This is a genomic window from Saccharopolyspora gloriosae (assembly GCF_022828475.1).
Classification (GTDB): Bacteria; Actinomycetota; Actinomycetes; order Mycobacteriales; family Pseudonocardiaceae; genus Saccharopolyspora_C; species Saccharopolyspora_C gloriosae_A.
Genome location: NZ_CP059557.1, coordinates 250,773 through 262,813 on the forward strand (window position 1 = coordinate 250,773; position 12,041 = coordinate 262,813).

The 12,041-nt window shown below is 70.7% G+C and carries 8 protein-coding genes; 5 read left to right on the plus strand and 3 right to left on the minus strand.

What is annotated here, in order from left to right; all coding sequences use genetic code 11:
- Positions 1-128: 128 nt before the first annotated feature.
- Positions 129-1,418 (minus strand): IniB N-terminal domain-containing protein, encoded by a 1,290-nt coding sequence (locus H2Q94_RS01130; protein ID WP_243791059.1) that lies wholly within the window; start codon positions 1,416-1,418, stop codon positions 129-131.
- 223 nt (positions 1,419-1,641) lie between these two features.
- On the opposite strand from H2Q94_RS01130, the gene H2Q94_RS01135 reads away from it, so the two are divergent.
- Both H2Q94_RS01135 and H2Q94_RS01140 read left to right on the plus strand, forming a co-directional pair.
- Complete coding sequence (locus H2Q94_RS01135; RefSeq protein WP_243791061.1) at positions 1,642-3,015, plus strand: Hsp70 family protein; 1,374 nt, start codon at positions 1,642-1,644, stop codon at positions 3,013-3,015.
- Positions 3,016-3,307: 292 nt separating this feature from the next.
- Complete coding sequence (locus H2Q94_RS01140; protein ID WP_243791063.1) at positions 3,308-5,803, plus strand: LuxR C-terminal-related transcriptional regulator; 2,496 nt, start codon at positions 3,308-3,310, stop codon at positions 5,801-5,803.
- Positions 5,804-5,895: 92 nt separating this feature from the next.
- On the opposite strand, the gene H2Q94_RS01145 is transcribed toward H2Q94_RS01140, so the two are convergent.
- Complete coding sequence (locus H2Q94_RS01145; RefSeq protein ID WP_243791065.1) at positions 5,896-6,981, minus strand: alpha/beta hydrolase; 1,086 nt, start codon at positions 6,979-6,981, stop codon at positions 5,896-5,898.
- Positions 6,982-7,141: 160 nt separating this feature from the next.
- Between H2Q94_RS01145 and H2Q94_RS01150 the strand changes: the two genes are divergently transcribed.
- Together H2Q94_RS01150 and H2Q94_RS01155 are read left to right on the plus strand one after the other, a co-directional pair.
- Positions 7,142-7,699 (plus strand): NADPH-dependent FMN reductase, encoded by a 558-nt coding sequence (locus H2Q94_RS01150; protein WP_243791067.1) that lies wholly within the window; start codon positions 7,142-7,144, stop codon positions 7,697-7,699.
- Between the two features lie 98 nt (positions 7,700-7,797).
- Positions 7,798-8,286, plus strand: coding sequence for a Dps family protein (locus H2Q94_RS01155; protein ID WP_243791069.1), 489 nt, complete (start codon positions 7,798-7,800; stop codon positions 8,284-8,286).
- A 284-nt stretch (positions 8,287-8,570) separates the two neighbouring features.
- On the opposite strand, the gene H2Q94_RS01160 is transcribed toward H2Q94_RS01155, so the two are convergent.
- Positions 8,571-9,632: an NADH:flavin oxidoreductase/NADH oxidase gene (locus H2Q94_RS01160; protein WP_243791071.1), complete on the minus strand. Its 1,062-nt coding sequence runs from the start codon at positions 9,630-9,632 to the stop codon at positions 8,571-8,573.
- A gap of 457 nt (positions 9,633-10,089) precedes the next feature.
- Here H2Q94_RS01160 and H2Q94_RS01165 point away from each other — a divergent pair, with 457 nt between their 5' ends.
- Positions 10,090-11,916, plus strand: coding sequence for an ABC transporter ATP-binding protein (locus tag H2Q94_RS01165; protein WP_243791073.1), 1,827 nt, complete (start codon positions 10,090-10,092; stop codon positions 11,914-11,916).
- Positions 11,917-12,041 lie beyond the last annotated feature (125 nt).

Here is a 12,041-nt window from a genome sequence, read left to right on the forward strand (position 1 = left end):
GAAGAGAAACCCGAGCGGGTGACTTGTGTCAGGACTGTGGTGTGGTAACGCGAAAGCCGGGTTCGCACGTACCGTGCGAACCCGGCTTTCGGGTCAATTCGCTTTGATCAAGCCCAGAGGGGCTGGAATCAGAGCAGGCCGTCCAGCGGCAGCGCCGAGGTGGCCGCGCCCGCGACGTCCTCGACGGCCGGGCCGGCGATGTCGCCGACGACCGGCAGGTCGCTCGGGGCCGGCAGGTGGGAGACCACGTCGTCGACCGGCAGCTGCTCGGCCACGTCACCGACGACCGGGAGGTCGGCCGGCGCGGGCAGCGCCTCGGTCACACCGGCCACCGGGCCGCCCACGACGCCACCGGCGACGCCGCCCACGGTGTCAACGGCGCCACCGGCGACACCCTCGACGGTGCCCACGGCGCCACCGGCCACGCCACCGACGGTGTCGACGGCCGGGCCCGCGATGTCGCCGGCGACCGGCACGCCGCCGGCCACGTCGCCCACGGTGTCCAGCGCGCCACCGGCAACGCCGGACAGCGCACCGGCGTCGGCCGAAGCCGCGTCACCGGAGGGCAGCGCACCGGTCAGGTCGCCGGCAACGCCGGTCACGTCGCCCACGGCGCCCGTGACGTCGCCGACCGTGCCGGTCACGTCGCCCACGGTGCCGGTCACGTCGCCGGCAACGCCGGTCACGTCGCCGGTCACGTCGCCAACGGTGTTGACGGTGTTGTCGACCGTGTCGGTGGCCTGGGAGGTGGTGTCACCCACGACGTTGCCGACGCCGTTGGCAACGTTGTTGCCGCTGAGCACGTCGTGCACGTTGATCAGGTTGTGCGAGTCGTTCTGCTCGATGTCGATGTTGGTGTCACCGGCGTCGTCCGGGGCGGGAATGCTGGAGCCGGGGGCCGGGGTGTCGTTCGGAGGCAGCATGCTCAGTTCCGTAACTTCCTGCTCGAGTGGCTGTGCGGGATGCAGTTCATTGATCGCGACATGCTGGGTGCTCGCGGCGAACTTCTCGACACTGCTCTGGAGTGAGCGGCCGTATTCATCCGCGATCTCGACCGGCGCGTAGTCGAGCACCAGCGACGATGCTTGCAGCACGTCCGTCGCGCTCATGTCCCCGAGTCCGGCGTGATCCAGCGTGGCGCGCGGATCAGCGTCGAAGGCCGCCTGGGCGTCCGGGCTGGTGACGAGCCGCGTAAGGAACTCGTACAGCGTCGGTCCGTCCGGCTGGCCGGGCGCGTCCTGCGCCCCCGGGCTGGAAGTGAAGGTCTCGGCACGGCCCGGGGCATCATCCGGCTGAGAGTGGATCATGATGCTTTCTCCCTGCCTCAGCTGAAACTCGGTTACGTGTGACCGAGTGAAGATCGTGCCCGATCCCTCACTCCCAGCGAGCACGTTACTGCGGGCTGTGCCCGTGGCCATCGGGTACAACTCCTAGTGAGTGGGGGCACTATTAGGGGATGGGGTCGTGACTCGACTAGGGGACGCATGGGGGGATCCGTCAGCGCTATGTGATCGGGCACGCGCTAAGTTGTCACCGCCCTGAGTGTCATCGGGCGGTCGGCTGGCCCCGTGACCGGACTTCCCCGGCGTGCGGCTCGAGTACCGTCCGATGATCCGAAAGGTGATCACGGGAAGGGGTTGCATGCCTTACGTCCTGGGGATCCATGTGGGGGCCACGGCGACCTCCGCCGCCATCGCGCGGCGCCAAGGCGGCACATGGGGTGCGGCCACTCCGGTGCCGCTGAGTTCCACCGGGCACACCGTTCCGACGGTGCTGTGCCGAGTCCAGGACGGCTCGTTCGTCGCCGGGGAACCGGCGAGCAGGCAGGAACTGACCCACCACGAATGGGTCGTCCGAGGATTCACCCGCCAGGTCGGCGACGACGCCCCCTTGCTGGTCGGCAGCGAGTTCGTCACCGCGCAGGCGCTGGTCGCGGCCGTGGTCGAATGGGTCGCCGATACCGTCGCTCAACAACTCGGTCACCCGGCCGAGCACATCACCGTCGCGCACAGCGCGGCGTGGGGACCGTTCCGCAGTCATCTGGTGCGCCAAGCGCTCGCCGGGCTCGGCCTGCGCGACCTGACGCTGGTGCCGGAACCGGTGGCCGTGGCGCTCGACTACGCGAGCAAGCAGCAGGTCGCCGATCAGGAGACGGTGGCCGTCGCCAACGTCGGCGGCACCGGATTCGATGCGACCGTGCTGCGCCGCCGCGCCCCCGGCTTCGACGTGCTCGGGTCCTCATTGGACTCCGGGCACCCGAGCGGGCAGGACCTCGACGACGAGTTGTTCTCCCACCTGCGGGCGGAGTTCTCGGCCCAGCTCGACGCGCTGGACCCGGCGGATCAGACGCACCGCGCGGCCCTGTCCGGGCTGCGAGCCGACTGCGTCCGGGCCAAGGAAGCGCTGTCCTACCACCCGGGAACCACGGTCCGAGTGGACGTGCCGGGGCTGCGCACCGACTTCGCGATGTCCCGTTCCCGCTACGAACAGCTGGTCCGCACGCACCTGGAACGCGTCCCGGAATTGCTGTTGCAGGCCGTGCAGTCCGCGGCGGTGAGCCCGGAGGACCTCTCGGCGCTCGTCCTCGCGGGCGGCACGATGCGCGTCCCGCTGGCCAAGCAGCTCGTCGCCGAGCGCCTCGAACGGACCCCGCAGGTCGACACCGCGCCGGAACTCGTCGCGGCCCGCGGCGCGGCGGTCTCGGCGGTCGGCGTGCTGTCCTCGGTGAGCGATCAGGCCGCCTCCGTCGCGGAGACCAGCGTGCTGATGCGCGTCGAGGGACCAGGTGGCCTCGACGTCATCGACGGGGAGCCGGAACGAGACGATCCGGTCCGGCCACCGGTGCAGGTGGAACCGATGTACCTGGAACCGCCGGACGAAGACCGGAAACGGCTGTTCAAGATCCTCAAGCTGAGCGCGGCGGCGCTGCTGATCATCGGTGGCCTGGTCCTGACCGTGGTGCAAGGCGTCGGCGGCGACCAACCGACGAGTCCGATGACCAGCCAACAGCGTTAGGAGCCCGTTCGGATGGCTTGCGCAGGTGTCCGGGCAGCGAAACCTCAGCGGCTTCCTGGCCACTCCTCCCGATGTGGCCGCGACGCCTCGTGCGGCCCCCCGCACGGCGAAATCGCCGGGAGGAAGCCACGGGGAACCCGCCGGTGTTCGACCTGCGCGCGTCGTCACCGCTCATCGGCTCCGCCGTGGGCGAAACGACGACTACAAGATCGTTCTGTGAAGGCTCCTCAGCCGCACCACCCGCATCCCCGAGTGACCCGTGAAACGAGGTCTCCGTGAACCGAGGATTCCTGTGAACCACCGGACAGCCACCGCCCCGAACCTGGTCACCGGCCTCCGCGCCGTCCGGTTATGGGAGTCGATCGCGGCCGCCCCCGCGGCGCCGGTGCAGGTCGGTGTGCAGGCGGCGGGCGGCTACGGCAAGACCACGCTGCTCGACGAACTCGCCGCCGCCTACCGGGCCGCCGACGTGCCGGTCTCGATGAGCGCCCACGGCGTCGACCCGGCGACCACCGCCGTGCTCATCGACGACGCGCACCTGCTCGACGACGCCGAGGTGCGCGCCGTGCGGGAGCTGACGCGGCACCCGCAGGCGCGGCTGATCGTCGCCTACCGGCCGTGGCCGCGCGGCACGGAGCTGAGCGAGCTCGTGCACACCCTCGGCCGCACCGGTCCGCCCGTGGTGCTGGCCGGCTACACCGAGCAGGACCTGGCCGCCCGCGTCGAACGTGGCATCGGCTCCGTACCGCCGGCCGAATGGCTGGACCGGCTGCTGGCGCAGACCGGCGGCGTCCCGCGTTTCGTGGAGGGCGTGCTCGCCGACGCCACCCCGCAGGACCTCACCCGCCGCGGTGTGCCGCCGCGGATCGTCGAACAGGTCCAGCAGGAGATCGACGGGCTCGGCGAGGAGGGCCGTACGTGCGCCGTCGCGATCGCCGTCGGCGCTTCCCCGCATCCCGACGTGCTGGCCTGGTTGCTCGAACTCGATCCGGCCGAGGTGGTGCCCGCGCTGTCCGCGATCCGGGCGAGCGGGCTGACGGACGGCTCCGACGAGCTGCTGCCGCTGGTCCGCAAAGCCGCGCAACTGCTGACTCCCGTCGATCAGCGGCTGCGGATCGTGCGCAAGCTGGTGCGGGTGCAGCTCGACCGGGGACGGCCGGTTCTGGGTTTGCTGCGGCCGTTCCTGGAGTTCGAGATGACCGCGGCCGCCGACCCCATGTTGGCCGAGGCGTTCGAGCAGGCCGGGGTGGAAGCGGCCGAGCAGGCCCCGGAACTCGCCTCGCGGTTCTTCGACGCCGCCGTCTCCGAAGGCACCCCGCCGACCCGGCTGGCCGCGCGCCGAGCCAAGGCGGCCGCGATCGCCGGGAACTTCGACGAGGCGCTGCGGCTGGCCGACGCGGTGATCGTGGACGAGTCGGTGCCGGATCGGGCGCTCGGTGTGCGGGTGGCGGCCAGCGTGCTCGCCCACCGCGGGCTGCCCGCCCGCTCCGCGCAGCTGTGCCGCTGGTCGGCGGAGCACTTGCGCTGGCCGGGCGACCGGGCCTACGCGGCCGTGTCGCTGATCGGCACGGGCCGGCTGGCCGAGGCCGAAGAACTGCTGGCGTCCGTCACCGACCCGGGGCCGCCCACTTCGTTGTCCGGTTCGTCGGACCAGCTCGTCGACGGCCTCCGGGAGTCGATCAAGGGAAGCGCGGTGACCGCGTTGTCCCAGCTGGCCAGGTCCGCGTCGTTGGCTGAACCGGTCGGCGGCGACACCTTGGTCCCCGACACGCCGGCGGCCATCGCCACGCTGGCCGCGTTGCACTGCGGTGAGCTCGACGTCGCCGCCTCCATGGTGGGACGCGCCATCGAAGCGGGCAGCGGCGGTCCGATGCTGGCGGTGCGCCACCGGCTGCTCGCGGCGTGGATCCCACTCGCCCGCGGCGACACCCTCGCGGCGCGTACCGCTCTGGACACCGCGGTGTGCTCCCCGGATTCGCTGCAGGCGCGGGACCGGCTGCTTGCCACGGCGATCGAGGCGGGGATCGCCGACCGCGACAACGACACCGCCGCGCTGAACGCGGTGCGCGGCCGTGCCCGTCAAGCCATCGCCGAGCACCCGGCGGACCTGTTCGGCCTGCTCGCGCTCGGTGAGCTCGCCGTGTCCTGCGCGCGGCTGCACGACCAGGACTGGGTGGAGCCGCACTTGCGCGCCGCGTTCACCTTGCTCGGCGAACTGGGCGATCCGCCGTTGTGGTCGGGCCTGCTGCGGTGGAAGTGCCTGCAGGCCGCCATCGTGAGCGAGGACGCCGGCACCGCCCGCACGCACGTGGCCGCGCTGGAGGCGATGGCCTCGCACAATCCGATGTCGGCCGCGATGGCCGCCGCGGCGCGCACCTGGCTGGGCGTGCTCGTCGGGGAAGTCGACCGCGAACAGGCCGAGCAGGCCGCGCGCGGACTGCACGCGGCCGGCCTCACCTGGGACGGCGCCCGCCTCGCGGGACAGGCCGCGTTGCGCACCGCCGACCGCCCGACGATGTTGGCGTTGCTGGAATGCGCCCGCTCGTTGCAGGGCAAACCGGCGCGACCGCGTTCCGTCGGCGATCCCGGCGACCAGAACCTGCTCAGCGACCGCGAACGCGAAGTCGCCGAACTGGTCCTGTCCGGACTCACCTACAAGCAGGTCGGCAAACGCCTGTTCATCTCGGCCAAAACGGTCGAACACCACATCGGCCGGATCAAGCAACGCCTCGGCGCCACGTCCCGGGAGGACCTGCTCACCCGGCTACGCGCCATGCTCGACGCCTGACTCGCGCGGGCCTCGGCACGGCTCGTTCGTCGCAGTGGTCAGGACCTTCCCCGCACCACGGCGATCACACGCCGCGCGGGGAAGGCTCTGGCCTACTTCGCCGGAACGTTCAAGGACAGCCCCGCGCGAAGTGTTCCGGCGATCTCGCTCAGCGCCTCGTTGAAGCGGGTTCCGGCTTGGCGGAGGTTGCCGAAGCCGTGGATCAGGTCGTCGAAGCGCCGGGCCACCACCGGCACACCGGCCTCCGCCAGCCGCTGCGCGTACGCCTCGCCTTCGTCGCGCAGCGGGTCGAAGCCGGCGGTCACCACGTGCGCCGGGGGCAGGTCGCTGAGGTCGTCGGCCAGCAACACCGACAGACGCAGGTCGGTGCGGTCGAGGGCGGGACCCGCGTACTGGTCGAGGAACCAGTCCATGTCGCCGTCGGTCAGCAACAGGCCCTCGCCGAACAGCTCCCGCGAGCGACGCCGCACCGACGCGTCGACCGCCGGGTACATGAGCAGCTGGAACGCCGGTTTGCGCTCCCCTTGCCGCGTGGTGTGGTACGAGACCGTCGCGGCGAGGTTGCCGCCGGCGCTGTCCCCGCCGACCGCGATCCGGTCGGGCCGGGTGCCCAGTTCACCGGCTTTGTCCACGGCGTAGCGGAACGCGGCCATCGCGTCGTCGAACGCGGCGGGGAAGCGGTCCTCCGGGGCCAACCGGTAGTCCACCGACAGCACTCGCACTCCGGCGGTCTTGGCGAAGAAGCGGCACAGGTCGTCGTGGCTGTCGAGGTCGCCGATGACCCAGCCGCCGCCGTGGAAGAACACCAGCAGCGGGCTGTGCTCGGTCAAGTCCTGCGGCCGGTACAGCCGGGCGGCGAGCTCGCCGTTCGGAGTGGGGATGGTGCGTTCGCCGACGGCGACACCGGGCAGCTGGGCGCGGTCCACGATGCCGGTGGACTGGGCCATCAGGGCGCGGGACAGCTCGGCGGCCCCTGCGCTCAGCCGGGTGCTGCCGCTGATCTTCTGCATCTTGAGCAGCAGCTGCGCGTCGAGCGAGAGTTCCTGGCCGTCGAGCCGCAGCGGTGCGCCCGCGATCGCCCGGCGCAGCGGCCGAGGCAGGGCGAATGCCGCGTGCAGTCCGGCACCGAGCACTCGGGGACGCAGCCGAGGCGGGATGAGTTCGACGACTTTCGACATGGGCAAAGACCTCCCGGGGACGGACCGTGCGCGTGAGGCTACTACCAAGTAGCTGTGGCCCGGGACACCCGATCAACGCTTTGACTTGAAGTTAAGTGGAGGTCGTAGCGTGATCAACGTCCGGGTGGGATCGGACGCAGTCTGATGAAAGGATCGAACGATGACCGTGACCGTGGTGGGAATCGGTGGTTCGGTGCGCCCGGACTCGCAGTCCGAGCGCGCGATGCACGCCGTGCTCGCCGGGGCGCGCGAAGCCGGCGCGAAAGTGCAGGCCATCGGCGGTGAAAGCCTGATCCTGCCGTTCTACGACCCGCACCTCACCGAACGCACCGACGCGGCCAGGGAACTCGTGGCGGCACTGCGCGTCGCGGACGGCGTGGTGCTGTCCTCGCCCGGCTACCACGGCACCATCTCGGGGCTGTTGAAGAACGCCGTCGACTACGTCGAGGACCTGCGTGACGACGAGCGGCCCTACCTCGACGGCCGTGCCGTCGGCTGCGTGGGAGCCGCGTACGGGTGGCAGGCCTCGGTGACGACCCTGCAGGCGCTGCGGTCGGTGGTGCACTCGCTGCGCGGGTGGCCGACGCCGCTGGGCGCGGCGGTGAACTCCTCGGAGGTCCGGTTCGGACCGGAGGGGGAGTGCTCGGACCCGAAACTCGCCGGGACGCTGAGCACGATCGGCGCTCAACTCGTGGAGTTCGCCGAGAAACGTCGATGACCTGGTGCAACGCCCGTCGATGATTGACTTGAGGCTGAAGCGGGTACCCGGACGGCTGAACCCGAACCGATTGCGCACCCGGCGCGAGGAGGTACGTGATGACCGAGAGCAAGTCTCCGATCACCAGCCCGCTCCGCGACTCCGACAAGGACATCACCGGCAAGGCGTTGCAGGGCACCCTGGTCGACCTGATCGATCTGCACCTGGTGGCGAAGCAGGCGCACTGGAACGTGGTCGGCCGGTTCTTCCGCGACGTGCACCTGCAGCTCGACGAGCTGGTCACCACGGCCCGGGGATTCGCCGACGACGTGGCGGAACGCGCCGCCGCGCTGGGCATCTCCGCCGACGGCCGGGCTTCGACGGTGTCGAAGAACTCCGGGCTGCCGACGCTCGAACAGGGCTGGCACACGGATCGCGAGGTCGTGCGAGCCACCGTGGACGCGCTCGCGGCGCTGATCAGCCGCCTCCGCGCCCGGATCGACGAAACGGACAAGACCGACCTGGTGTCGCAGGACCTGCTGATCAGCATCGCCCAGGAACTCGAGAAGGCCCACTGGATGTGGGAAGCACAACTCACCGAATCCTGACTTCGTTCCCGCTGCGATCTCGCCTTGCCTGGGGGGTCGGGTGGCGGAACCTCAGTTGGTCTCTCGCCGCGGGATATTTTTCCCTAGCGGCTCCGCCACGAGGGAAAAAGCCGTCCTCACGAGGGACCAACTGAGAACCCGCCGGTGAGCGGCTCGCTTTGGTAAGCGCTGCTCAGCGGCTTCGCCGCTGACAAGACGACGACAATGTCGAACAGGGCGAAAGCAAAACAGGTTCTCGTGAAACGACCCGGTGCTCCTAGTGAGCACCGGGTCGTTTCATGTCGTCAGCGGCGGGCGCGTTCGTACTGCTTGGGCCAGAGGTCTGAGGCGCGGAGGCGGTCTGCCGCGTGCAGAGGCCAGTGCGGGTCGCGGAGCAGTTCGCGGGCCAGCAGCACCACGTCGGCCGAACCCGAGTTCACGACCTCCTCGGCCTGCTCGGGCGAGGTGATCAGGCCGACCGCGCCGGTCGGGACCTCGGCTTCGAGCTTGATCTGCCGGGCGAACCTGGTCTGGTAACCGGAGCTCACCGGGATCTGCGCGTCCGGCACGGCGCCGCCCGTCGACGCGTCGATCAGGTCCACCCCGTGCTGGGCGAGCAACCTGCTCAGCCGCACCGAGTCGTCCCCGGTCCAGCCGCCTTCGACCCAGTCCGTCGCCGACAGCCGCGCCAGCAGCGGGCGGCCTTCCGGCCACACGGCGCGCACCGCGTCCACGATCTCCAGCAGCACGCGGACGCGGCCGTCGAAGTCCCCGCCGTAGCGGTCCGTCCGGTCGTTGATCAGCGGCGAGTAGAACTGGTGCCCCAGGTAGCCGTGCGCGAAGTGCAGCTCGATCACGTCGAAGCCCGCCTCGTCGGCGCGGTGGGCGGCGTCGGCGAACCGCTGCGGGAGCGCGGCGACCTCGTCCTCGGTCAGCGCACGCGGGGCGGCGAGTTCGCCGAACGCGTTCGCGGTGGAGCTCACCGTCTGCCAGCCGCCCTCGGACTCGGACACCGTGGCGCCCCCTTCCCAAGGTGCGGCGGCCGATGCCTTGCGGCCCGCGTGCCCCAGCTGGACGGCGGGCGTGGCGCCCTGTTCCCGCAGGAAGTCCGTGATCCGGCGCCAGGCGGCGGCCTGCTCATCGTTCCACAGCCCGGTGTCGCCGGGGCTGATGCGGCCTTCCGGTGCGACGGCGGTCGCTTCGGCCATGACGAGCCCGGCGCCGCCGATCGCGAACTGGCCGAGGTGCACGAGGTGCCAGTCGCCGGGCACGCCGTCCACTGCGGAGTACGTGCACATGGGGGAGACCCAGACGCGGTTTCGGATGGCGGTGTCGCCCAGCTTGAACGGGTCGAAGAGATGGCTCATACCGGTAACTACACACTTGCACACGCAGGTATTCCGCGCTGTGCGTCACTCGGCGCGCGACGTGGGTCACGCCGGCGCGGGGTGTGCCTACCGGCGGCGCCTGGGAGTCCGCTCGATGCGGCGTGGAAACGTGCTGGGAATGTCGAATTCCGACCGCGCGGCGGGAATTCGTTCAGCCGGTTCCCAGTGAATTAGCAGTGCCTTCGCGTCGAATGCGGCGGAATTCCGCCGGTAGATTCATTCATGTCGGAGCCGAACGGCACCGGCGAAAGAGTAGAAATCACGACCAGGAGGTCACACAATGGGTTTCCCCATCCCGGTTCCCGGTAAGCGCCCGCACTTCCCGCGTCCCGAGCATCCCGCTCCGGGCGAGCCGCCGCGGAAGTGACCCATTCCGGAGTGGCCGGCGGCGCCCGTATCGTCGCCGGCCATTCCGGGTGCTCAGGAGAGGGGAACGATGACTGCCGCACCAGGAATTCGGGAGATCTTCGCCCGGTTCCGGCCCTTCCTGCGGCCGGAACGCGGCGGACTGCTCGCCGCGGGACTGCTGCTGGTGCTGGCCGCGCTGGCCGATACGGCGGCGATCTGGATGTTCATGCTGATCACCGACGATGCGCTGGCGGCAGGCAGTCTTGACGCCTTCTGGGTTCCGGGGCTGTCCTGGCTGGCGATCGCGGCGTTCGGGGCGGCGGCCTCTTTCGGCGGCGCCTACCTCTCCACGCGTGCCGCCGAACGATTCCTGGTGCGCTTGCGCGCGCACGTGTTCGCGCATGTGCAACGACTGTCGCCCGATTTCTTCGCGCGCCGAAAAATGGGCGACCTGGTGGCCAGGTTGTCCGGGGACGTGGAGGCGGTGGAAAGGCTCGTCGCCTCCGGAATGGTGGAAACGGGAACCGCGCTTTTCAGCGTCGTCCTCTACGCGGGTGCCGCGCTCTACCTGCGCTGGGATCTCGCATTGCTCTCGTTCGCGCTCGCGCCCGCTTTCTGGCTGGTGGCCCGGAAGTTCTCCGCCGGAATGCGCGTCGCCTCCCGGGAAGAACGCGCCGGAAACGGTGAGATCGCCACCGTCGTGGAAGAAGGCCTCTCCCACGTCGAGCTCGTGCAGTCCGCCAACCAGCAGAACCGCCAGGACGCGAAGCTGCACACGGCCTCGATGCGCTGGTTCCGCGCCAAGTTGACCGAGGCGAGGCTGTCCGCGCTGTACCCACCGCTGGTCACGATGGTCGAGACGGTGTGCATCCTGCTCGTCATCGGGGTCGGGGTCTGGGAGATCTCCGCCGACCGCATCACCATCGGCGGCCTGATGGCCTTCGCCGCCTACATCGGCTACCTGTACCCGCCGCTGCAAGACCTGGGGCGCATCACGATGGCGGTGACCGCCGCCCGCGCCGGATCGGAGCGGTTGATCGAACTCCTCGACGCCCGGCCCGCGGTGGTCGACGCTCCGGGCGGCACCGCCCAGCTGCCTCGGAGCAACCGGCCCGGCCGCTCCATCGAGTTCGACCGGGTCGTGTTCCGCTACCCGCAGGCAGCGGAGCCCGCACTGCGGGATTTCCGGCTGCAGGTCCATCCTGGCGAGTTCGTGCTGATCACCGGCCCGAGCGGGGTGGGGAAGTCGACGCTGGCGCGGCTGCTGCTGCGGTTCTACGACCCGGAGGCCGGGCGCGTGCTGCTCGACGGCGTGGACCTCACCCGGCTCCCGCTGCACGCGGTCCGCGACCAGGTCGGCTTGGTGCCGCAGGAAGCGGACATGCTGCACGGCACCGTCGCCGAGAACATCGCGTTCGCGCGCCCGGAAGCCACCGAGTCCGAGATCGTCGCCGCCGCGCGGGAAGCCGACGCCGACGAGTTCGTCCGAGCGCTGCCCGAGGGCTACGACACGATGCTCGGGGAGCGGGGTGCACTGCTGTCCGGCGGCCAGCGCCGCCGCATCGCGATCGCCCGTGCCGTGCTGCGCCGCACCCCGGTGCTGGTGCTCGACGAGCCGACGAACGGCTTGGACGCGGAGTCGAAGCGCAAGGTCATCGCCCCGCTGCGCAACCTGGCTCGCACCCGCACGACCATCCTGATCAGCCACGATCCGGAGCTCGCCGAGCTCGCCGACCGGGTCGTCGTGCTGCGCGCCGGACCGGCTCGCCACCACGGCACCGCAGGCTCGCGGGCCGGGCACGTGATCAGTGGAGACCTGTCCGCCCCGGCGCCGGACGACGCGCCCACGGTGCAGCTGCACCGCCCCTGGCTCGCGGGGCTGACCGATCCGCTGAACGCGCGCGGGCGGGCGTGACCGGTTCTTCTTCCCGGCGCCCACACGGGGCACTCCGGCGAGAAACCGATCACGGCCAGGAGGACTGCCGGAAGCACCCGAGCGAAGTGACCTGCACGCCCACACTGGTGAGCAGGAGGCGGCTC

What these genes read in the sequence shown, in the direction of transcription:
- H2Q94_RS01130 (WP_243791059.1), bottom strand. Translation starts at nt 1,418, where the DNA reads ATGGCCACGGGCACAGCCCGCAGTAACGTGCTCGCTGGGAGTGAGGGA.
- H2Q94_RS01135 (WP_243791061.1), top strand. Translation starts at nt 1,642, where the DNA reads ATGCCTTACGTCCTGGGGATCCATGTGGGGGCCACGGCGACCTCCGCC.
- H2Q94_RS01145 (WP_243791065.1), bottom strand. Translation starts at nt 6,981, where the DNA reads ATGTCGAAAGTCGTCGAACTCATCCCGCCTCGGCTGCGTCCCCGAGTG.
- H2Q94_RS01150 (WP_243791067.1), top strand. Translation starts at nt 7,142, where the DNA reads ATGACCGTGACCGTGGTGGGAATCGGTGGTTCGGTGCGCCCGGACTCG.
- H2Q94_RS01155 (WP_243791069.1), top strand. Translation starts at nt 7,798, where the DNA reads ATGACCGAGAGCAAGTCTCCGATCACCAGCCCGCTCCGCGACTCCGAC.
- H2Q94_RS01160 (WP_243791071.1), bottom strand. Translation starts at nt 9,632, where the DNA reads ATGAGCCATCTCTTCGACCCGTTCAAGCTGGGCGACACCGCCATCCGA.
- H2Q94_RS01165 (WP_243791073.1), top strand. Translation starts at nt 10,090, where the DNA reads ATGACTGCCGCACCAGGAATTCGGGAGATCTTCGCCCGGTTCCGGCCC.